This window comes from Aurantiacibacter gilvus (genome assembly GCF_038289935.1).
GTDB classification, from domain to species: domain Bacteria; phylum Pseudomonadota; class Alphaproteobacteria; order Sphingomonadales; family Sphingomonadaceae; genus Alteraurantiacibacter; species Alteraurantiacibacter gilvus.
The window spans coordinates 491,903-514,350 of sequence record NZ_JBBYHV010000002.1; the positions used below are offsets into that span (position 1 = coordinate 491,903).

At 64.9% G+C, this 22,448-nt stretch carries 17 protein-coding genes; 6 read left to right on the plus strand and 11 right to left on the minus strand.

All coding sequences use genetic code 11. The annotated features are described in order from the left end of the window. Positions 1-8 precede the first annotated feature (8 nt). On the minus strand, positions 9-404 hold the full coding sequence (locus AAEO60_RS12315) for an MAPEG family protein (RefSeq protein WP_341674005.1): 396 nt from the start codon (positions 402-404) through the stop codon (positions 9-11). 2 nt (positions 405-406) lie between these two features. Beyond that, positions 407-1,906 carry a DUF389 domain-containing protein gene (locus AAEO60_RS12320; protein WP_341674006.1) on the minus strand — a complete coding sequence of 500 codons (1,500 nt, stop codon included), beginning with the start codon at positions 1,904-1,906 and terminating at the stop codon, positions 407-409. A gap of 192 nt (positions 1,907-2,098) precedes the next feature. On the opposite strand from AAEO60_RS12320, the gene AAEO60_RS12325 reads away from it, so the two are divergent. The 3 genes from AAEO60_RS12325 to AAEO60_RS12335 are packed head-to-tail and all read left to right on the plus strand — an operon-like array spanning position 2,099 to position 4,456. Further along, complete coding sequence (locus AAEO60_RS12325) at positions 2,099-3,307, plus strand: toxic anion resistance protein (protein WP_341674007.1); 1,209 nt, start codon at positions 2,099-2,101, stop codon at positions 3,305-3,307. An 11-nt stretch (positions 3,308-3,318) separates the two neighbouring features. Continuing rightward, complete coding sequence (locus AAEO60_RS12330; RefSeq protein WP_341674008.1) at positions 3,319-4,119, plus strand: hypothetical protein; 801 nt, start codon at positions 3,319-3,321, stop codon at positions 4,117-4,119. 28 nt (positions 4,120-4,147) lie between these two features. Continuing rightward, the gene (locus tag AAEO60_RS12335) at positions 4,148-4,456 is read left to right on the plus strand and encodes a polyhydroxyalkanoic acid system family protein (RefSeq protein ID WP_341674009.1); all 309 of its coding nucleotides are present in this window, start codon (positions 4,148-4,150) and stop codon (positions 4,454-4,456) included. Positions 4,457-4,466: 10 nt separating this feature from the next. Here the strand turns inward: AAEO60_RS12335 and AAEO60_RS12340 are convergent, their stop codons facing one another. The 6 genes from AAEO60_RS12340 to AAEO60_RS12365 form a co-directional block, all read right to left on the minus strand. Continuing rightward, on the minus strand, positions 4,467-4,931 hold the full coding sequence (locus AAEO60_RS12340) for a DUF2721 domain-containing protein (RefSeq protein ID WP_341674010.1): 465 nt from the start codon (positions 4,929-4,931) through the stop codon (positions 4,467-4,469). A gap of 11 nt (positions 4,932-4,942) precedes the next feature. Further along, positions 4,943-5,974 carry a mannose-1-phosphate guanylyltransferase gene (locus tag AAEO60_RS12345; protein ID WP_341674011.1) on the minus strand — a complete coding sequence of 344 codons (1,032 nt, stop codon included), beginning with the start codon at positions 5,972-5,974 and terminating at the stop codon, positions 4,943-4,945. A 34-nt stretch (positions 5,975-6,008) separates the two neighbouring features. Next, complete coding sequence (locus tag AAEO60_RS12350; RefSeq protein ID WP_341674012.1) at positions 6,009-6,740, minus strand: energy transducer TonB; 732 nt, start codon at positions 6,738-6,740, stop codon at positions 6,009-6,011. Between the two features lie 39 nt (positions 6,741-6,779). Continuing rightward, on the minus strand, positions 6,780-8,663 hold the full coding sequence (locus tag AAEO60_RS12355; RefSeq protein ID WP_341674013.1) for a DUF3604 domain-containing protein: 1,884 nt from the start codon (positions 8,661-8,663) through the stop codon (positions 6,780-6,782). Positions 8,664-8,719: 56 nt separating this feature from the next. Further along, positions 8,720-10,150, minus strand: a complete 1,431-nt coding sequence (locus tag AAEO60_RS12360; RefSeq protein ID WP_341674014.1) for a sulfatase family protein — start codon at positions 10,148-10,150, stop codon at positions 8,720-8,722. Between the two features lie 85 nt (positions 10,151-10,235). Further along, a complete protein-coding gene (locus tag AAEO60_RS12365; RefSeq protein ID WP_341674015.1) occupies positions 10,236-13,295 on the minus strand; it encodes a TonB-dependent receptor domain-containing protein in 3,060 nt (1,019 codons plus the stop codon). Between the two features lie 119 nt (positions 13,296-13,414). On the opposite strand from AAEO60_RS12365, the gene AAEO60_RS12370 reads away from it, so the two are divergent. From AAEO60_RS12370 to AAEO60_RS12380, 3 genes are read left to right on the plus strand one after another with little or no spacing between them, the layout of a single operon-like run. Further along, positions 13,415-14,365, plus strand: coding sequence for a LysR family transcriptional regulator (locus AAEO60_RS12370; protein WP_341674016.1), 951 nt, complete (start codon positions 13,415-13,417; stop codon positions 14,363-14,365). Further along, the gene (locus tag AAEO60_RS12375) at positions 14,362-17,862 is read left to right on the plus strand and encodes a hydantoinase B/oxoprolinase family protein (RefSeq protein ID WP_341674017.1); all 3,501 of its coding nucleotides are present in this window, start codon (positions 14,362-14,364) and stop codon (positions 17,860-17,862) included. Before AAEO60_RS12370 ends, AAEO60_RS12375 begins: the two co-directional genes overlap by 4 nt. Beyond that, positions 17,859-18,848, plus strand: coding sequence for a DUF2891 domain-containing protein (locus AAEO60_RS12380; RefSeq protein WP_341674018.1), 990 nt, complete (start codon positions 17,859-17,861; stop codon positions 18,846-18,848). Before AAEO60_RS12375 ends, AAEO60_RS12380 begins: the two co-directional genes overlap by 4 nt. A gap of 10 nt (positions 18,849-18,858) precedes the next feature. On the opposite strand, the gene AAEO60_RS12385 is transcribed toward AAEO60_RS12380, so the two are convergent. The 3 genes from AAEO60_RS12385 to cheB all read right to left on the minus strand — a co-directional run bounded on the left by AAEO60_RS12385 (position 18,859) and on the right by cheB (position 22,447). Further along, positions 18,859-20,391: a putative bifunctional diguanylate cyclase/phosphodiesterase gene (locus AAEO60_RS12385; protein ID WP_341674019.1), complete on the minus strand. Its 1,533-nt coding sequence runs from the start codon at positions 20,389-20,391 to the stop codon at positions 18,859-18,861. Positions 20,392-20,468: 77 nt separating this feature from the next. Next, positions 20,469-21,353: a CheR family methyltransferase gene (locus tag AAEO60_RS12390; RefSeq protein ID WP_341674020.1), complete on the minus strand. Its 885-nt coding sequence runs from the start codon at positions 21,351-21,353 to the stop codon at positions 20,469-20,471. Further along, the gene (cheB, locus tag AAEO60_RS12395) at positions 21,350-22,447 is read right to left on the minus strand and encodes a chemotaxis-specific protein-glutamate methyltransferase CheB (protein WP_341674021.1); all 1,098 of its coding nucleotides are present in this window, start codon (positions 22,445-22,447) and stop codon (positions 21,350-21,352) included. The genes AAEO60_RS12390 and cheB overlap by 4 nt, the downstream gene beginning before the upstream one ends. Position 22,448 lies beyond the last annotated feature (1 nt).

Below are 22,448 nucleotides of genomic sequence, written 5' to 3' on the forward strand. Positions count from 1 at the left end.
CTCCGGGGTCAGGCCAGCAGCAGCGCGCCAATCGGATAGAGCAGCGCCAGCAGCGCCACGGCCCAGACATAGGTCCGGACCTTGGGAATTCCCGCCCAGTAGAGCGGCAGGTAGGTCACCCGTGCGCCCAGCCAGACCCAGGCGGCAATGGCCGTGTAGTCGCTGGCCTTGTCCGCCAGCACCACGCCGCCGAACCCGATGATGGCGAGCGGCAGGGTCTCGAGGAAGTTGCCCCGCGCGCGGTCCAGCCGGGCGGCAAGGTCGCCCAGCGGTGGCAGGTCCTCGTCGCGCGCACCCATGTTCCAGTCGAGACCGTATTGCTTGGTCTTGAAATGCGTCGCGCTGAACACGTGAACCAGCAGCAACAGGCCGGCGAGCGCGAGTACGGTAAGCTCTGGCGGCATGGTTATTCCCCTGTTGCCCAGCGGGCCGACACTGGGCCGTAGCCTGTGCCGGTCCATTCTTCCTGCACCGCGATATCGTGCGTCGACAGCGCCGTGCGCACGGCGGCGATGGCCTCTTCCGGACCGGTGACCCGTACGGGCACGCCAGTGCGCGCCTGCGCCCATGCAACCAGCGAAATCGCGCGGCGTCCCTGGGCATCGGGCAGGAACAACGGATCAGCCGGTTCGCCGTCCTCGCCCTCGGGTCCGGCTTCGAAGGTCACGACCGGCAAGGCCAGCAGCGGCGGTGTCAGGCGGATATCCCATTCGGGCTCGGTCGCGTCGATGCGGCGCTCCAGCTCGGCATAGGCATAGAGCGTCGCGCCATCGAGCGGACGCGCCGTCACCAGCGCGCGCCGCCGTTCGCGGTCCACGGTCACCGAGTCCGTCGGTACGCCCGCGAGCAGTGCCAGCCGCTCAGCGATGTCCTGCGCCTGGGCGCGGGCTTCGGCCTCTTGCTGGCGTGCATGTGCCAGCTGCGCCTCTTCCTGCGCCTGGGCGCTGGTGCCCACGCGCAGCTGGGTCAGCGAAACATCTACGGGGCGACCAAGAGCGCTCGTCATGCGTTCGGCGGCGCGGTTTTCGGCATCACCGATGATCTGCGGGGTGAGCACGGTGGCGGTCACTTCCATCGGGTCGGTATCGAAATTGGGTTCCAGCTGCGACACCGTGGCGCGCCCGCCAAACACTTCGACCACGATCGAGCTTGCCTGGCGCGTTGCTTGCGATTCGAACACGATCTGCCGCAACGACAGGAACAACGGCACGGCCAGGATGACAAAGGCAAAGAAGATCAGGCCGACCTGCACCTGCGTCTGCTTTTCGGAGAGGCTGGTGGAGAAGCCGTAGAGCCGCGCCATGCCCGTCGCTGTCAGGGCGATGGCGGTAAGGTTGGTGATGAACAGGAACAGCGAGCCCCAGAACACGGTGCCGTTGAGGGTGGCGAGGCCAAAGCCGACCACGGCCAGCGGCGGCATCAAGGCCGTGGCAATGGCCACGCCGACGATAGTGCCCTCGCGCCCGCGGATCATGGCATAGGCACCCGCGACCGAGGAGAAGAAGGCCACGGCAAGGTCGAACAGCGTCGGCCGGGTACGCGCGGCGATCTCCGACGTTATGGTCTGCAGCGGCGAGAAGAACACCACCAGCGCGGTGAACAGGATGGCCATCAGCACGCCGATCGCCAGCGACTTGCCCGCCTGCCGCAGCCAGCGGAAGTCGCCCACGGCCAGGGCAAAGCCCACGCCCATGATCGGATCCATCAGCGGCGACAGCAGCATGGCGCCGATCACCACCGCGGCCGAGCCCTGCAGCAAGCCCAGCACGGCAATGCCGGCCGACATGCAGACCATCAGCAGGTAGCGCGCCGACAGCACGCATTCCGCGCGGCGCTTTTCGATCACCGCAGCCTGATCGACGGTCCCCATCACGTCGCGCCGCCACCAGCGCTGGAACGTGGTCAAGACGTGAGCGAATCCGAGCGAACTGGACCTTGGGCTTGGCGGTTCGGTCTGAACGGGTTCCGTTTGCATTACCGCGCAATATCGCAGAAACTCTTGGTGGCAAAACTTGAAACATGTGTCTTGTGCGACTAATACAGTAGATAGATACCGCAAACCGGGTTTGGGGACAGGCAAAGAGGGAACCGACGCCGTATGGCTACCAATAACGAGACCGCCACTGCTACCGATACCGCGCTGAACCTGACTCCGCCGGATCCGGTGCCCTCTGTTGCGCCTGACAAGGCGGCTGGCCTGGTGCCGGTCAGCGAGGAAAAGAAGTCCGCGCTGCAGGAAAAGGTCGACGGCTTCGTCGACGAGCTGATCGCGCTGGACGCCAATTCGCCGGACTTCGGCAAGAAGGTGGACCAGATCACCAACATGGGCCGCAAGGAAATCATGGCCGCCAGCGCCATGTCGAACCGCTTCCTCGACCGCCCGGTGCGCGCCATGGACACCGACACCAGCGTCGGCACGGACCTCAGCGAACTGCGCCGCACGGTGGAAGAGCTCGATCCGGGCCGCCGCGGCAAGATGACCGGGCGCAAGTTCCTCGGCATCATTCCGTTCGGCAACAAGCTGAAGAACTACTTCGACAGCTACACTTCGGCCCAGGGCCACATCCAGTCGATCCTCGCCCGCCTTTCCAGCGGCAAGGACGAGCTGCTGATGGACAATGCCGCGATCGACGTCGAACGGCAGAAGCTGTGGGAAGCCATGGGCAACCTGGAGCAGATGATCCACATCGCCCGCACGCTGGACGGCGAGCTGGAAGAAAAAGCCAACGAACTCGATGCGACCGACCCGCAGAAGGCCAAGGCCATCCGCGAGACCGCGCTGTTCTATGTCCGCCAGCGCACGCAGGACCTGCTGACGCAGATGGCGGTTTCGGTGCAGGGCTACCTGGCACTCGACCTGGTGAAGAAGAACAATGTCGAGCTGGTGAAGGGCGTGGATCGCGCCAGCACCACCACCGTCGGCGCCCTGCGCACGGCGGTTACCGTGGCGCAGGCCATGACCAACCAGAAGCTGGTGCTGGGCCAGATCACCGCGCTCAACGAGACGACCGCGGGGATCATCGATTCCACCAGCCAGATGCTGCGCGACAATACCAGCAAGATCCACGAACAGGCCGCCAGCAGCACCATCCCGATGGAAACGCTGCAGCGCGCCTTCCAGAACATCTACGACACCATGGACGAGGTCGACACCTTCAAGCTGCGCGCGCTCGATTCCATGAAGCAGACGGTCGAGGTGCTCACCACCGAAGTCGAGAAGTCGAAGGGCTATATCGCGCGGGCGGAAGGGCAGGCCCAGGCTGCCGCGCAGGTCAATGACTCCAGCCTGCTGAGCCTCGAAGGGTAAGCACACGAACGATGGCTGACGACCTCACCCGTGACAGCGACCGCCTCCTTTCGGAAGGCCGTTCGCTGCTGCGCGACAACCAGAACGGCGGCCGCCACCGGCTAAGCGGCGGCTCGATCGGCGAAGGCTCGGCGCGGGTCAAGGTGAAGCACTTCAAGCGCCAGCTGCTCACGCTGCTGGCAGGCGTGTTAGCCATCTTCGTCGGCGCAGGCATTGTCGGATCGATCATCAACGGCATCGGCTTCTGGGGCATGATGATCGTCATCGTGCTGATGATCCTGCTGTTCGGCGGGGTGATGACGCAGAAGGTGAAGATGCCCAAGCGCATTGACCTGACGCGCACCACCGATGCCCGCCAGCTGGTGGCGAGGACGGAACTGTGGCTGGAACAGCAGCGCCCGGCCCTGCCCGCGCCCGCTGTCTCGCTGGTGGACCGGATCGGCGTGCAGCTGGACGGCCTTGGCCAGCAGCTTGAACATGTCGACCCGGCGCACCCTGCGGCTGGCGAAGTGCGCAAGCTGGTGGGCGAAACCCTGCCCGAACTGGTCGAAAGCTACACCAAGATCCCCGCGCACCTGCGCACGGAGGAACGCGCAGGCTCGACGCCCGACAGGCAGCTCACCGACAGCCTCGCCAAGGTCAGCCGCGAGATCGACAGCGTGACGCGGCAACTGGCCGAAGGCTCGCTCGACGACCTCGCGATCAAGAACCGCTACCTCGATTACAAGTACGGCGATGCCGAAGGCGAACCGCTGGCTGACCAGGGCTCGGGCGTGCCGCTCGATTTCAACCGCCAGAAGTCGCCGAACTGATGGCTCCCGGGTTGAGGCAGTCGGGTTGATGCAGGTCGCCATCCCGCACAACCTCGATCGCGAGGAAGTCCGCCGCCGGTTTCGCGACAACACCCACAGGATCGGCGATTCCATTCCCGGCGGCATGGCCGAAATCGAAACCAGCTGGCCGAGCGAGGATCGCATGAACATGGCGATCGAGGCCATGGGCCAGGCGCTGACGGGTCATATTGATATCGAGGACCAGCAGGTGGTGTTCCACATGACCTTGCCTGCGGCCTTGGGCTTCCTCACCCCGATGATCGAAGGCGCGATCAGGAAGCAGGGCCAGAACCTGCTTGAGCCGCCGCAGAGCTGACCGTGCCGGGCTAGAGATCGCGCTCCCGCTCAAGATACATCTCGGGAATACGCAGCGCCGCGGTCGCCTCGCGCGTTTCGCGCAGGAACTGCACCAGCGACCACATGAATAGCCCGATGGCGAGTATGAAGGTGCCCGCCGCCACCGGATTGAGGCCAACGTGGGCGAATTCCTCAAGGAACAGCAGCACCACCGTCACGCCAATGGACAGTGACGCCATCACCAGCAGGCGCATGGCGCGGCCGATGATGACGATGCGCAGGTCGAGGCTGCGGATCTCGCGCACCACCTTGTCGTGCTCGCTGCCACTGGTTTCGCCGTGCAGTTCCTGCAATTCGCGGCTGCGGTCGACCACGCGGCCCAGTCGCATCGACAGGATGTTCATGATCCCGCCAATGGCCACCAGCACGAAAACCGGCGCGAGCGCCAGCTGGATGGTCTGCGCGATCATGACGTCGGTGCCGAGTACTCCCATCACCACGCCCCCTATTGCTTCGCCGCGCCGGACAGCTTGCCCACCAGTTGGGCGCCATCCATCGTTGTTACCAGCACTTCGTCGCCATTGACCACTACGGCAATGTCCGCGAGCCCGATGGCGGAAATGCGCGGTCCGTCGGTTTCCGCCAGCACGCCGCGACATTCGAGCAGCTCGACATTGCCGCGTGTGCGGTTGCCATGCGCGTCGCCTTCGCGCGCGTCGCGCAGGGCCTGCCAGTTGCCGATGTCGGACCAGCCCATGGCGACCGGCACCATGGCCGCGCGGGAGGTTTCCTCCATCACCGCATAGTCCACGCTCTCGCCGGAGATCGCGGCAAAGCTGGCGGCGTCGGGATGGAACCGCGCGCCCTCGCTTGTTCCTGCCGCGACCGCCTGCCGCACCGCCTCTGCCATGTCCGGTCGATGCTGCGCCAGCTCGGCCAGGAATGCACCGGCGCGGAAGGCGAAGATACCGCCGTTCCAGCTGTAATCGCCCGAAGCGAGGAACTGTATGGCGCGGTCAAGGGCGGGCTTTTCGACGAACTGTTCGACAGCGAAGCCGCCGGCGATCTCCGCCCCGCGACGGATATAGCCATAGCCGGTTTCGGGAAGGCTCGGGGTAATGCCGAAGGCCACCATGTGATCCTTGCGGGCGAGCCCTGCCGCGGCCTGAGCCGCCACGTGGAAGGCCGCAACGTTGGCAATGTGGTGATCGCTGGGACAGACCAGCATGACCGCGTCTTCCGGCAAGCGCGCTGCGGCAAGGGCGATGGCGGGCGCGGTGTTCTTCGCTGCCGGCTCGACGATGATCGTGGCATCCGTATCGCCCAGCTGCGCCTCGACATGCGGCAGGTGCGCCTCGCCCGTCACGATCACCGGCGCGGCGAACTGCGCCGGGTCCGATGTGCGGGCCAGCGTCGCCTCGAACAGGGTCGCCTCGCCGACCAGCGGCAGGAAGGGTTTGGGCATGGCCTTGCGGCTGACCGGCCACAATCGCGTGCCGCTGCCACCGCACAGGATTACCGGATGGATCAAGCTCATACCGGCGGCACTAGCACAGCAATTGCGTCAATATCTATCGCGCACGAAAGTCGACGCGATATCCGTAGCGCGCCTCGACCGGCGTGCCCTCTGCCGTGGTGGCGGGATTGAAGCGGATGCGCTCCACCACCAGCGGGCAGACGCGCGCGGTGGCGGCGGCGTCGACGCTGCTGCTGGCAACCGTGCAATTGCGTGCGCGGCCATCGGTGGTGACGATGAAGTGCACGGTCACCGACTTGCCGAAGCGAGACCCGCGACCACCTTCGGGAATGGGGAAATCGCGTGCCTCGTTCAGCTCGCCGGAATGGACAGAGGGGCCGACCGCGACCGCGCCGCCTTGCCCGCTGCCGCTCCGACCGCTGCCGGTGCCGATACCCTCGCCGCCCGCACCGGTGCCTTCGCCCGCCTCGGTTGCGCCCGAGGCATTGGCATTGCCGGTGGAGGAAGCCTGCGGGGCCGGTGTCGGGCGCGGCAAGGGCTGCGGCGGCGCGACCACTTCGCGCGGCACGTCCTCCTCGCCTGCTTCGGCGGCAGCGCCTTCGTCGGGCTGTGGCGGGGAAATGCTCGGTTCGGCCTCCGGCTCTTCGTAAGTACCCACGGTGACGGTCACGAAGGTGGTCGCTTCCTCGATCACCCGTGCGGTCATCCCGGGCGCGAGCAAGCGGGCAAGGCCGTAGAGCGCCGCCAGGTGTAGCAGGAAGATCAGGACAATCAGCTTCCAGCTCAGCTTGCGCCGCTTGCCGATGAAACCGGGATTGTCCGCCACTTTACTACCTCATGCAGCTCCGCTGCCGGGTAGCAGCGATCAGGGCCTGTACCAAACCGGCGAGGACCAGGCGCGTTCCTGTATGGTGGGCGGGATGTCGATCGTGGCCGGATCGATCCCCAGCGCCAGGGCATCGAACAGGTGATGGCGCGGCGTCGGGATTTCCAGCACGCGGACGTAGTAGAAGGCCGCCTGGTCTGGATCGAAATCGGGATCGGTCCAGACCGCCGCCAGCTCCTGCGCCCCGATGGTGTTGGTGTAGCGCGCGGTCGCCAGGTCCACGGTGTTGCCCACCGCCGGCAGGGTGCCGTTGGCACGCAGGCTGCGGTTGCCTGACCATGCGACTTCGTAGATCCGCTCATGCGTCTGCCCACGCGCATCGACCCAGCCCTTCACCACCTGCACGCGGTCAAGGTTGGCGCCTGCATCGTCACGCACGGCCTGGATCATGAAGCGCGGGGCGCGGCCGTCGGCAGGCAGCAGGGTGCCGCCCATGGGAACGCCGCGGGCATAGCCGCGCGCCGCCCAGTCGCCCGCGTCGAGGTCGGCCTGCGCGAAATCGTAACCGGCAAACATCCGCACCCGCATGCGCGGGCCGCTGGTGCCGAACACCTCGCGGCGGCGGAAGGCATCGAAGATCGACTGGCGATCATTGTGGTCCGCCCAGACGCCCGCGAGGCCCGCAGCAGACATCTGCGCCGCAGGAAAGATGATCGGCACGGCATCGGGACCAAGCCGGTCACGCGGGAGGTAGTCCTCGCCCAGCTTGCCGAAGAAGTTGTCCTCCTCCTGGCTGGAAAGGCCGGTGTGGCTGTCGGAGGCACCGATAATGCCGTACTGGAACGGGTTCACCCCGATACGCCGCTGTTCGGCAAGGCCCATCAGCAAGGCGCTGCGTACGTAAGAGCCACGGCTCACCTCGGTCGGCACCCCGGTCAGCAGCATGTTGCGCAGTTCGTAGTCGGCGAATTCGTCACGCGGGCTGAGTTCGGGATGGGTTTCCGAGCTGCCCTTGTACTGGGTGATCTCGACCACCGTTTCCCAGCGGTTTCGCTGTGCCGCATAGTCCGCATCGAAGGGATCGCCGTTGACGTCGGTCAGTTCGAACATGCGCCCGTCGGACAGGTTCGAATTGTGCGGGATGGCAACGAAGTCCGCCCCCGTGCGCGCCTGCGTCTGCTCGAAGAAATCGTAGAGGTCCTCCGGTCCTTCGGCCTGGTAGTTGGCGAAAGGCAGGAACTGCCGCGCCACGTCGCCGTCGCGGTTGGTGAAGACCACGCGGTGCATGTTCCGCATGTCCGGGGCGAAGGTCCATTCCCAGCCGATCATCGCGGTGAAGACGCCCGGTTCGTTGTAGCGTTCGGCGGCAGCGATCTGCCCTTCCCAGCTGCCGCGCATCACCGCGTCGCTGCGCATCTGCGCTTCGAACTCGGCCCGCTCATCCTCGGTCAGCGGGGAATTGCCGCCAAAGCCCATGACGGCATTGGTCAGCGCCCGGCCGCCCTGCTCACGGTATATCTCGTTCAGCCGCTGGGCGATGGGATAGCGCATGATCTCCGGATCGCCGGCAGCAATACGGCTGGAAACGCCAAGGCCGACGGCGTGATCCGCCATGACCATGAAATCGAGCGGGCGGTCGATCTGTACGCGTTGGCCGGTGCGCGGGAAGATCACCGGCTGCCCGCGCGCGAAGCGATAGGCGGTGTCGATATCGGCATTGGCCATGCCCGAGCTGAAGGCGTCGATCGAATTGATCGAGTGGACATGGGTGTCGCCCCACAAGAGCACGCGGTCGCCTTGCGGTGCTTCGGTCCGCTCCACCTGCGATGCTTCCGCCACCTGCGCTGGCGCAGGCTCGACAGCAGTCTCGGCGCAAGCAGCCAGCGCCACCAGCATGGCCATTGGTGCCAATGTCCGGACCATGTCCCTGTCCTCTCCCAGTCCTCTCCGGCGATTAGGCCGTATCGAGGCGGACTTTGTCAACTATCCCAGCCGAAATGGTCCGCCAGTTCTCTCGGCGTGAAGCGATAGGAGCTGGCATCGGGATCGTGCAGCATGCCTTCGTTCCAGGTGTCGAAGGCGGCCTTCAGCTCGGCGAAGATTTCCGGCTCGCGGAACTTCAGGTTGGCGCGCTCCAGCGGGTCCCTGACGACGTTGAAGAGATATTCCTCGCCGCCGATCGACAGGTACTTGAAGTCGCCGCGCCGCGCGGCCTTCTGGTCCTTGGCCCAGAACCGCCAGAACAGCGTGCGTTCGGGCAGGCTGCCGCCAGCCAGTACCGGACGCAGGTCCACGCCGTCGCTGGGATAGTCGGGATGCGGCGCGCTTCCGGCCGCCGCGAGGAAGGTGGGCAGGAAGTCCATCGACAGCGCGGGTACGTCGGTCTCGGTGCCCGGCAGCGTCAGGCCCGGCCAGCGGACAATGAAGGGCACCCGCATGCCGCCTTCGAGCAGTTCGGTCTTGATCCCGGTAAAGGGCCAGTTGTCGCTGAAGCGCTCGCCGCCGTTGTCGCTGGTGAAGACCACGACCGTGTCCTGCTCCATGCCCAGTTCGGCAAGGCGGGCAAGCACGCGGCCGACATTGGCATCGAGGCTGGTGACCATGCCGGCGTAGGTTTCCATGTTGCCGCCATCGAAGTGCGTGATGTCGAGCGAGCCGGGAATGGTCGGTCCGTGTTCGGCCAGGCGCGCGCTTTCGGCGCGGCCCTCTTCGTTGTTGGCTTCCCACGGCCAGTGCGGCGCCGTGAAGTGCAGCGACAGCAGCCACGGCTTGTCTTCCTGCGCGCGTTCATCGAGGTATTCGATCGCGCGGTCGCCCATGAGATCGGTCATGTAGCCGACCTCCTCGATCTGCACGTCGCCGTCCCACAGGTCGGGATTACCGCCGACATCATGGGTGAAATAGTCCACGCCGCCGCCGCGGATGCCCCAGAATTCGTCGTAGCCGCTCAGCCGCGGGCCGAAGTTCGGCAGCCAGCCAAGGTGCCACTTGCCGACCAGGCCGGTGTGGTACCCCGCATCGCGCAGCAGCGAGGGCATGGTCGGGTGCGCGGGATCGAGGCCCAGTTCGCGGTTGCCCAGCGGCTCTTCCAGCCCGACGCGGAGGCGGTACTGGTAGCGGCCGGTAATCAGGCCGACGCGGGTCGCCGAACAGACTGCCGAATTGGCATAGCCGTGGGTGAACTTCAGCCCCTGCGCTGCCAGCCCGTCGAGCACGGGCGTCTCGTATTCCCGCCGCCCGTAACAGGACAGGTCGGCATAACCGAGGTCGTCCGCCATGATGAACAGGAAGTTGGGCTTGCGTCCCGGGCTATGAGCCAGCCCCGGGACGGTAATCGCGAGCGTGGCTGCACCTGCTGCCCCCATGGCACCGCGGCGGGTGAAATTGCCAATGTTTGAGTTGTCGCCCACGACCGGGTTCCTCCAATTGAACGCGAATGAATAGGGATTGCGAGGTCGGACTAGGGAGGAAGCCCGACCCCGCCAAGCAGTAAAGTCACATGCGCAGGCGCATGCCGAGAGTAAAGCGCGTGCCCAGCACGTCGTACACGCCCGGATTTTGCTGGGTCGAGTAGCCGAAGAAGGCACTGTAGGAAGGCGTCAGCGGCGGATTTTCGTCGAACAGGTTGGTGACGTTGCCGAACACCTCCAGTTCGGTGTTGCCCAGGTCGAATTCATAGCCCAGCCGCAGGTCGACATAGGTCACGGCGTCGACCGTGTTGTCGACCAGCACGACCTGCTGGCCTGCTGGGCATGCCGAATTATCACCCAGGCCGCACACGTCCTGGATGCCTTCACCGATGTGGCGCACGCCGATGCGGCTCGAAAATCCGCCGTTGCGATAGCCAAGGCTGGCAGTCACGCGGAAGTCAGGCAGTTGTTCGTAGGCCTGCGAAAGCTGGCGAGCGCCGGTCTGTCCGGCAAGGTCGAAAGTCTGCCCGCCATTGGTTTCGGTGCGTTCGAACAACCAGGCAGAGAACAGCCGGAAGTCAATCTCTTCGTCGCCGCCGAACACGTTGATGTCGGAATTGTAGCTGGCTTCGAAATCGAGGCCACGCGCTGTGGCGGTATCGATGTTGATGAACACGTCGCCCACCAACACGATATCGTTAGTGGTCGGGTTCAGCGTGATCAGGTCGCAGAAGGACTGCACGTTGTCGTTGAAGCAACCGGCAACAATGCCCTGGGTGCCGACCTGGCCGATCGCCCCGTCAATCGTGATGTCATAGTAGTCGAGCGAGAGCGACAGGCCCGGCACAAAGCTGGGCTGGTATACCGCGCCGATGGTGTAGGTATCGGCCTCTTCCGGGTTCACGGCAGGGTTGCCGCCGGAGAAAATGGTGACCGTCACCGTGCTGTTATCGCGCACGTCGGTAATGGTGGCGGAGCCACCGGTCCGGTCGAACCGTTCCGAAAGGTTGGCGGCGCGCACGTCGCGCGAGTAGGTGCCGCGCAGGCGGAAATCGCCAAACTCCAGTTCGAGACCTCCCTTATAGGCCCAGACGGAACCGGACCCCGAATAGTCTGCCCAGCGCACGGCACCATTGGCGAAAATGCCTAATCCATCACTGTCGTAGAGCGGCAAGAGCACTTCGCCGAAGCCTTCCCACACAGTGGACGAGCCTTTGATGTTGGAGACTTTGGAATACTGCACACCAACCGTGTTGAGACAATCGGGCACGCTCACGCCGCGCAGGCCGGGCGCCTCGCCGTTGCAAAGCACAGGATGGCCGTTTTCATGGTCAGACGGCGGATTGGTGACGTCCTGCACCAGCTGCAGCACTTCGTCGCGGCGATAAGACACGCCGAAGGCACCGGCGATCGGGCCAGCCCACAGATCTGCGATATCGCCGGCTGCCGAAAGCTCGGCAAACTGCTGTTCGAAGGTGGTGACGTTCAGCTTGCGGTCTGTGGTGGTGTAGTCATAGGTCCGCCCGCTGTCGAAGCCGTCGTCGGCAAAGAACAGCGGCGTGGAGATCGATTGTCCCGATTCGAACCCCGTCACGTAGTCCACGGCAGCGGCAGAAGCGTTGCCTTCGCCGAACAGGTTCAGCGGTTGACATCCGGGGAAGGCATTGCCGAACAGCGAGGTGCGACACACTATGTTGCCGGATCCATCGTCGACCGCGTCGACAGCAGCAAAGATGCGATCCACGCGAAGGCCGAACTGGCCCCATTCACGAGTCGTCTCGCCATACTGGTAGAACCCGTCGACCGACCAACCGTCAAAAACGCCGCCGGTGTCGAGATCCCACTCGAAGCCGACCGTGCCGATGTGCTGGGTGAATGTATCATCGAGACTATTTCCGCCAACATCGTTCAGCGTACCCCGACGACGCAGGATAAAGCTGTCGATTTCGTTGTCGATCATCGTTTGTCGCAAGTCGCTAGGCAGAAAAGCATTGTCCTGAAAGATGGTCAGTGCGGTAGGCGTGCCACCAAAGCTGGACTGGATGACGTTGTACTGGAACAGCTCGGTGCGACCGAAGATGTACTGGCCGAACACCTTCAAGCTATCACTCACCTCGTAATCGGCATAAGCGAAGGCCGAGATTCGCTCCAGCTCCGGATAGAGCGTGGGCAGTTCCGCGCCCAAGTTATCGTTGTTGCCGCCTGCCGTGCGCGCCGGCGGGATGCCGAATGGGAACTGGCTTTCCGAGCCCGGGTTGTAAGCGCCAATGCTGCCGTCGGGGTTGAATTCCATCGCGTGGATCGCGGTGCCCGGAGCAAAGATGCGACCATCGAAGCTGGCATTAGCTGAAACCGTGCCGGGCACGAAACGATAGGGATCTGCCGCCGTGCCGCTGCCAAAGGTACCAACGGCTTGGTACCAGTCGCGATCCTGATAGCTGAAAATGCCATCGTGGTTGAAGTATTCGCCAGCCACGATGAAGTGTCCGCGACCACCGGCAAATGGCGTGCCGAATGCACCTGAGAGCTCGTAATTCTCACCATCTTCGCGGCTGGTTATGCCAACCTGAGCGTTCACTTCGAGACCGGTGAAATTGGTGTCGAGCTTGAAGTTGACCACACCTGCAACTGCATCCGAGCCGTAGGCCGCCGAAGCACCGCCGGTAGTGGTTTCTACCGAGCTGATGACAGATTCGGGGAACAAGTTGATATCGACACCGCCGAAAGCACTGCTGGCGGGCACGCGGCGCCCGTTGAGCAGCGTGAGCGTGCGGTTGATGCCGAGACCGCGCAGGTTCAGCGTGCCGAAGCCGGAACGGGTAAAATAGGCACCGCCGCTGTTGGGGGTTTCATTGCCGAGAAACTGCGGCAGCTGTGATACGCCATTGATCAGTGCGCCAGGAGACAGCGCCTCCAGTTCTTGCGAACCCACAACAGTGACCGGGACTGGCGCCTGCATGCCATCGGACTGGATGCGCGAACCAGTAACGACGATTCGCTCGTCGCTGGGAGGAGGCGATGCGTCCTCTTCCGTGTCGGCCTGCGCCTGAGCGGCAGAACTGATGGCTGCGAGTGCCAGTGCGCTGGCTCCGGACACGAGCAGGCGAGTGGAACGCTGGCGCGACAAATCGATTGGCTTTTGCATGATAGTAATAATCCTCCCCAATTTTTTTCATAAATCTACTCTTCTTCGACGGGAAGCAACGCATGGCAAGGTGATCTCTCGACATAATCACCAAATTATGTTTTGTTACATTTTGTATAATGCCGACCCTACCTTTCACCCTGCGTCAGCTCGAAGTCTTCGCCAGCCTGGCGGAGACGCGCAGCTTTCGCGTCAGCGCGGACAACCTTGGTATTTCGCAAGCTTCGGTAAGCAACCAGCTGAAAGTGCTCGAAGAGCAGCTCGGCACCCGGTTGTTCGATCGCAAGCCGGGACTGCGCCCGCTGTTGACCGCCGACGGCCAGGCATTTCACGAGGACCTGCGCGCCTTCGAACGCGCGGCTGCCGCACTTGCCTCGCACCGTCGCAGCATGGCAGACAGCAAAGACCAGCCGCTGCGTTTCCGGTTGCTGGTGGGACAGGGAATGTTCGATGGCTATGTCCGCACCAAACTCGACGGCTTCCTCGCCGGGCACCCGCGCATAGAGCTTGATTTCGAGACGGTCCCGCCATCGAGCTCGATCCTCAAGACCATCGAATCCGGTCGCTATGACTTTGCCATGTTCAATCTGCGGGCAGACTTGCCGTATCCGCCCCAACTCCGGCGCCTCGCTTTGCTGCCCGGCGGCATCTACGGACATCGCAAGTTCGCCAAGGGCCTGCGGCTGCCGTTATCGCCCGAACAGATAAACCTGCTCCCCTTCGTCTTGCCGCAAGCCGGTAGCCGACCAGAGCGTGAACTGCTGCAGTCGATAGACCGGCACGGCATCCGCCCGCGCAAAGTGGTGGGCCATTCGCAGTATTACGATGTCATGGCCGCGATGCTTGAACGCGGCGTGGCGGTGGCTTCGTTCTCCGAAGCGATCCTGCCGCGTGCGATGCGCCAGGATGTCATCAAGCTTATGCCGGTCGAAGACTGGAACCTGCTGCTCTACTCCAAACCGGCTGACAGCGATCCGCACCAGCAGGCAGTTGAGAAATTCCTGATCGACAGCCTCTTGCTGGATCCCGACTTTCCTTGCCTGAAAACTTTCGTCAAGGCGGGCAAATGACCGATCGGAAGATGACTGGCACTTATCGCTTTGCAATCGACCGCGGTGGCACCTTCACCGACGTGGTGGCACAGGTGCCCTCCGGCGAGCTGGTGACAACCAAGCTGCTCTCCAGCGATCCGGCGCAATATGCCGATGCCGCGAGCGAAGCGGTGCAGCGGATCGTGGCGGAGCATGGGCCCGCGCCGGTTGCCGAACTGCGGATCGGCACGACAATCGCCACCAATGCCCTGCTGGAACGGCAAGGCGCGCGGGTGGCGCTGGCGATCACCGCCGGACATGCCGATGCACTCAAGATCGGCAACCAGGCGCGCCCCGAGATCTTCGCCCGTCACATCGTGAAGCCCGAACGGCTGGAGCGGCGCGTCATCGAGATCGCCGAACGCGTCAGCGCCGCGGGCGAAGTGCTGACCCGGCTGGACGAAGAGGCGGCGCGGCGCGATCTTGCTGCCCTGCGCGACGACGGCTTCGACGCGCTCGCCATTGTGCTGCTGCACGGCTGGACATTCACCGGCCATGAGGCGCAGCTGGCAGAAATTGCCCGCGATCTCGGCTTCACCCAGGTGAGCGCCAGCCACGAGGTTTCACCGCTGATCCGGCTGGTGCCGCGCGGTGATACCAGCGTGGCCGATGCCTACCTTTCGCCGGTGATCCGCCACTACGTCGACCAACTCGACACCCGCCTGCCCGACCACGGCTCGCTGCGCTTCATGCAATCGAACGGCGGCCTCGCCGATGCCCGCGCCTTTCGCGGCAAGGACGCCGTGCTCTCCGGCCCGGCAGGTGGCGTCGTGGGGATGGTCGAGACAGCACAGGCACTCGGCTACGACAAGCTGATCGGCTTCGACATGGGCGGCACGAGCACGGACGTGTGCCATTACGCGGGCGCGTTCGAGCGTACGGGTGACAGCGTGGTCGCGGGCGTGCGCATCGCTGCGCCGATGATGCAGATCCACACCGTGGCGGCAGGCGGCGGCTCGATCTGCAGCTTCGACGGCCAGCGCCTGCGCGTTGGCCCCGAAAGCGCGGGTGCGGACCCCGGCCCTGCCTGCTACCGCAAGGGCGGACCGCTGACAGTGACAGACTGCAACGTGGTGCTGGGACGGATCGACCCGGCAGAATTTCCAAAGGTGTTTGGCCCCTCTGGCGACCAGCCGCTTGACCCGGATGCCTCGCGCGCGCGGCTGGAAGAGGTCTGCGCCGCCCTGCCCGAGCCGATGGAGCTTGAAGCGCTGGCCGAGGGCTTCCTCGCGCTGGCAGTGGACGAGATGGCCAATGCCATCCGCCGCATCAGCACCGCACGCGGCCACGACGTCAGCGACCACGCACTCGCCTGTTTCGGCGGAGCGGGCGGCCAGTTCGCTTGCCGCGTGGCGGACGAACTCGGCATTTCCACGGTGCTGGTCCACCCGCTGGCAGGGATGCTCAGCGCCTACGGCATCGGCCTCGCCCCGGTCGTGGCGATCCGTGAGGCGGGCGTGGTGCGGCCGTTGATTGAGGATTTTGCCGATGCCTTGTCCGCGCTCGACGCGCGAGTGACCGAAGACCTGACCGCGCAGGGCATTGCCGCTGACAGCATCGAACTGGTCCGCCGCCTGCGCCTGCGCTTCGAAGGCAGCGACACCACGCTCGACCTGCCGCTTGGCGACGACGCCGATGCGCATTTCCGCAGCGAACATCGCCGCCGCTTCGGCTGGTCGGACGAGCACGCGACCGTCATCCTCGAAGCGCTAAGCGTCGAGGGACGCGGACAGAGCGGCGGGCTGGCGACGCAGGCTGCGGTGACGAAGCGCGGGTCGCTGGAGGCCGGTGATAGGCTCGACGGCCCGGCGATGATCGCCGATCCCGGCTCCACCACTATCGTCGAAGCAGGCTGGCAGGCGCGCCTCGCAGAAGACGGCTCGCTCGTCCTCCACCGCACGGCGCCGCGCGAACATGCGCCCGCGCTCGGCACGGCAGTCGACCCGCTGCGCCTTGCCATCTTCAACAACCGTTTCATGGCCATTGCCGAGGAGATGGGCATGGTGCTGGAAAGCACGGCCAGCTCGGTGAACATCAAGGAGCGGCTGGATTTCTCCTGCGCCCTGTTCGACGCGGGCGGCGCGCTGATCGCCAATGCCCCGCATATTCCCGTCCACCTCGGGTCGATGTCCGCCAGCATTGCCCGCGTGATCGACAACCGCGCGGGGTCGCAGCGCGGCGTGCGGCGCGGCGATGCCTATTGCCTCAACGATCCCTATGCCGGCGGCACGCACCTGCCCGACGTGACCGTAATCGTGCCGGTGTTTGGCGAGGACGGGGACAGGCCCAGTGCATGGGTCGCCGCGCGCGGTCACCACGCCGACATCGGCGGGATCGCGCCCGGCTCGATGCCTCCCGACAGCACCAGCATCGCGCAGGAAGGCGTGCGGCTGGACGACGTGCTGCTGGTGGACGAAGGCCGCTTCTGCGAGGCCGAATTGCGCGCGATCCTGAGCGCGGGCGACTATCCGGCGCGCAATCCCGATCGCAACATTTCCGACCTCAAGGCCCAGCTCGCCGCCTGCGCACGCGGAGCGGACCTGCTCGCCCTCGCTGCCGAGGAACACGGATCGGACGTGCTCACCGCCTACATGGGCCACGCGCTGGACCACGGCGAAGCTGCCGTTCGCGCGCTGGTCGAGCGGCTGGCGCCGGGCAGCTTCACCTATGCCATGGACAACGGCGCAAAGGTTGCGGTCGCCGTGTCGATCGACCGCGAGGCGCGCACCGTGCGTTTAGACTTCACCGGCACCAGCGCGCAGCTGCCCGACAATTTCAACGCGCCCGAAGCGATCACCCGTGCCGCCGTGCTCTATTGCCTGCGCTGCCTGATCGACGACGCCATCCCGCTCAACGACGGGTGCCTGCGCCCGGTCGAAATCGTGGTGCCCCAAGGCTCGATGCTCTCGCCGCAACCGCCTGCTGCCGTGGTGGCGGGCAATGTCGAAACGAGCCAGGTGATCACCGACACGGTCTTCGCCGCGCTGGGAGCCTTGGCACCCTCGCAAGGCACGATGAACAACTTCACCTTCGGCGATGACACGCGGCAGTATTACGAGACGATCTGCGGCGGGTCCGGCGCGGGGCCTGACTTCGACGGCACCGATGCGGTGCAAACCCACATGACCAATTCGCGCCTGACCGATCCCGAAGTGCTGGAGACGCGCCTGCCGGTGCGGGTCGAGCGGTTTGCCGTGCGCGAGGGGTCGGGCGGAAGCGGCGCCCACAAGGGTGGAGAGGGCACCGAACGCGTGATCCGCTTCCTCGAACCCATGCGCGCGCAGATCCTCGCGAACCGTCGCAAGTGTCCGCCGCGCGGGATCGCCGGCGGGCATGATGCGGCTGCTGGCGAGACCTTCGTGACGCGCGGCGATGGCTCGTTGGTGGACCTCGGCGCGACCGGGGCTGCCGACATGGCGCCAGGCGACAGCATCACCATTCGCACTCCCGGCGGCGGAGGCTTTGGCAAGCCATGACAACGCTCACCCCGCAAGTGGCCAGCCGTTTCGCCCGCACCGCGCTGGGGCATATCGGGCAGGAATATCCCAACAAGCTCGATCACGTGATGGCCGGGCCGGACGACGCCCGCACCCCGCGCGACTTGCATCCGGTATTCTACGGCAGCTTCGACTGGCATTCCTGCGTCCACTCATGGTGGACCCTGCTCACCTTGCGGCGGCTCTACCCAGATGCGCCGGAGGCAGCCGGGATCACCGCTCTGGCCGAGCAGACCTTCACCGAGGACAAGCTTGCCGCCGAACTGGCCTATGCGCAGAAGCCCGAAGCGCGCGGGTTCGAGCGGCCCTATGGCTGGGCCTGGCTGCTCTACCTACACCTCGAGGCCTCGCGGCATGCAGACCGCGAATGGGCCGCGCGGCTGGAACCGCTGGCGCGGCACTTCGCGGCCGGGTTGATCGGTTACCTGGACGTGCTGACTTACCCGATCACCGTGGGCACCCATCCAAACACCGCCTTCGCGCTGACACTGGCGGAGGAATGGGCGCGAACGTTCGACCCCGCGCTGCACAAGGCTATCGTCGGCTATGCCGGGACCAGGTTCGACCACCTCAAGGATTATCGCGGGTGGGAGCCGGGCGGTGACGAGTTCCTGTCACCGGTCCTGTCCGTCGCCATGCTGCAAAGCCGGATCATGCCCGCCGGAGACTTCGCCGACTGGTTCGGCGCGCTGTTGCCCGCAGCCGGGTGGCTGGAGACTTCCTGTTCTCCAGTGACGGTGAGCGATGCCAGCGACGGCAAGATGGCGCACCTCGACGGGTTGAACTTCAGCCGCGCATGGGCCTTGCGAGGCATCTCGGCGCGGTTGCCGGACCCGGCTCGGGCAGAAGCGATGCAGGAACTGGCCAGTCAGCACATGGCTGCCTCGATGCACGCGATCGACGGGGACTATATGGGCTCGCACTGGCTGGCGAGCTTTGCCTTGCTGGCCCTGTTGGAGAGCTAGGACCGCAGGGTCAGGCTACCGACCGCTTCTTTATGGCAGCCACGCCAACTTCGTCGAAGTTGGCGAGCAACGTCGCTTCCAGTTCGTCGGCCGGCATGGCCTTGTAGTAAAGCCATCCCTGGATCTGGTCGCATCCCGCAGTGCGCACCAAGGTGGCCTGGGCTTCGGTCTCGACGCCTTCCGCGGTCACGTCCATGTCCAGCGAGCGTGCCACGGCGATGCTGGCGAGCATCATGGCGTGGATGCCGTTATCGCTGGCCGCCTCTGCCACCAGCGAGCGGTCAAGCTTCAGTTTCTCGAAACGGAACTGGCGCAGGAAACCGATCGAGGCATAGCCGGTACCGAAATCGTCGAGCACGATGTGGACGCCGAAATCGCGGATGACGTCCATCGAGTTGCCAGCGATAACCGAATCCAGCACCAGGTGCGTCTCGGTCACTTCCAGCTCCAGCCGGTCGGCCGGGAAGCCGGTTTCCTCGAGCAGGCAACCCAGCTCGACGGGGAATTCGGGATTGCGCAACTGGGCGGCCGAAACGTTGACCGACAGCTTGATATCGCCCCAGTCGAGCGCATCCTCGAAGCCGCGGCGCAGCACCCACATGCCGATCTGGTTGATCAGGCCTGAATCCTCGGCAACCGGGATGAACACGTTGGGGCCGATATTCTTGCCGTCCGGCCGTTCCCAGCGGATCAGCGCCTCGACCGCCACCACCTGCTGCGAACCGGCGTCGACCAGCGGCTGGTAATGCAGTCGGAACTCATCGTTCTCGAGCGCGGCACGCATGTCGGCATCGAGCCCGGTTAGCTCTTCGCGCAGGGTATCGAACTCCTCGCTGAACCAGGTGCAGCGCATCCTGCCGGCCCGCTTGGAGGCATACATGGCCACGTCGGTGCGGCGCAGCAGCTCTGACGAGGAAACGCCATCGCCAGGCTCGCAGCGCGCCAGCCCGATGCTGGCACCAATCATGATCAGGCGGTTATCAATGGTCAGCGAACGCGTCAGCCGAACCAGCAGGCCACGGCAAATGCCTTCGAGTATGTTCGACGAGATCGGGCCGACTGCCAGCATGGCAAATTCGTCGCCGCCGAGGCGATATACGGTGGCTTCCGTCCCAGCCACCTCGCTGAAGATCTCGCCACACTCCTTGATCAGGCGATCTCCGACAAAGTGGCCGTAGCTGTCATTGACGAGCTTGAAGCCATCGAGATCGATCATGGCCAGGGCAGCATGCTGGTTGTCGCCGTCCAGCGCCTTGAAGTCGTAGTGGAGCGCACGGCGGTTGGGCAAACCGCTAAGGCCATCGGTCAGGCCAATCTTCTCCAGCGCGCCGATATTGGCGAAACCGATGCGAGCCAGCAGCAGCACGGCGGCCAGGTAAGCAAACAGGCTACCGAGCACGACAAGGGGAGAAAGCGGTTTAGCGCCAACCGATGTGTGCACCACGGCATAGAGGATACCGCCGAACACCGTGCTCAGCACAACCAGCGGTACGAATACCGTCAGCCGGGGCGACGTCTGTTCAATCTGGCGGAGATCCAGCAATCTGTTTGTCCCGATCGGTTTGCTAAGTGACCAAGGTCAATAGGTTCTCGTGCTTAAGATATGATAAACCTTTTAAGTCAGCCTCTTGCCGAGATTCCTGTAGCCACCAACTGTTCTGTCCGCGCTTCCGGAATGCCCAAGCGGTAGAATCCGGTCAGGTCCTTTGCGGGCGTGAAGCGGGCGGTCTGGCCAACGGGTGTTTCGCCTGCGCCCAGCAGCAGCATGCCGTCATCGGCCAGGCTGGAAGCGATCTGTGAGAACACCTGCTGGCGCGTCGCCTGGTCGAAATAGAGCAGGACGTTGCGGCACAGCACGAGGTCAAACGGTCCGCCCGATGGCGGCGCGTGCAAGGCGTTGTGCTGCTGGTAGCGGATGGGCTTGAGCAAGCGCGGCGAGACTTTCCAGCGCCCGTCGACCTCCTCGAACCAGCGGATCATCCGGTCGATGCCAAGTCCGCGCTGCGCCTCGAAGGGGGTATAGAGGCCGCGACGGGCAACATCGATCGCGCGGTGCGAGACGTCTGTGGCGACGATGTTGATCTGCCAACCGTCCAGCATGGCAGCGCGCTCGGCCAGCAACATGGAAAGCGAGAGCGGCTCCTGCCCGGTCGAGCAGCCGACGCACCAGATCGACAGGCGGCGCTTGTCCTGACGTTGGGCAATCAGCCGCGGCAGCGCGGACTTTGCCAGCACCTCGAACACCTGCTGGTCGCGGAAGAAATAGGTCTCGTTGTTGAGCAGGGCATCGGCAACGCGCGACGACAATGGGCAGCCGAAAGGTGAGGTCAGCTTGGCCACCAGCTCATCTATGGTGCTGGCATCGCTTTCGCGCAGCAGGGCGGAGAGGGCGGTTTCCACGCGCCAGCGGCGGCTGGGTGAAAGATCCTGCCCGGTCCGCTCCGCCAGCAATTGCGCCAGCACTTCGTGCGTCATGTCGCTCGTGTTCAGGCCGCTGTCGTTCACGCCGCGACTCCCAGCTGCTTGGCAAGGCGTTCGCTGATCGCTTCGGGCGGCAGGACCGCAGAGGCGAAGCCTGCTTCGGCAACGGCGCGCGGCATGCCCCAGACGGCCGAGGTCGCGGCATCCTGCACAAGGACGCAGCCACCAGCCGCCACCAGTTCGCCAGCACCAATGGTACCGTCACGGCCCATGCCTGACAGGACCACGCCCATCACACGGCCTTTCAACTCGCGTGCGAGCGAGACGAACATGGGATCGAGCGACGGGGTGCAACCGCTTGCTGCCGGCCGGTGATCGAGGCGCACGACCACGCGATCACGCTCTTGCTTCACCGCAAGGTGCGCATGGCCCGGAGCGATGTAGACATGATCGGGCTGCAGGATCATGCCTTCATCGGCGACCACTGCAGGACGGCCCGCTGCCTTGCTGACCTGCTTGGCAAAGACCGTCATGAACGATCCCGGCAGGTGCTGCGCAATCAGGATGGGCACTCCGAGACGCGGCGGCAGGGACTGCAACAGGGCCTGGAGTGCGGCAATGCCGCCCGTCGAAGCACCAATGGCGATGGCCCGGGGCGCGCCTGCTATCGGGGCGCGCCGGTTGCTCAGCTTGACCGGTGCGGCGACGACCTTGGGCGCAGGCGGCCGAGGCTTGGCCAGGCCGCGAACGCGTCCGGCCAGCCGCGCGCGATAGGCATCGTCGAAGCCGCCGGAACCGGGCTTGGGGAAGGTGTCCGCCGCGCCCAGCGAAAGTGCTTCAACGGCCTTTTCCGCGCCGTGCGGAGTATATTGCGAGACAACGATGATCCGTGCCCCGCGCGATCTCTCGATCAGCAGCGGGATGGCGGCGATGCCGCCCATGCCCGGCATTTCAAGATCCAGCAGGATCACGTCGACCTCAGTGCTGTCGAGCCGCTCCAGTGCGCGTTCGGCGTTGCTCTCGCTCGCCACGACCTGAATATCGCCAGCCTCGCTCACCATGCGCTCCAGCACGGTGCGCACGACGATCGAATCGTCGACGATCATTACCCTAGTCTTGGTGCCCGGCCTCTCACCCGCAACCTCGGGCAGGACAGGACTGGCGCTCTGTCCCGACATC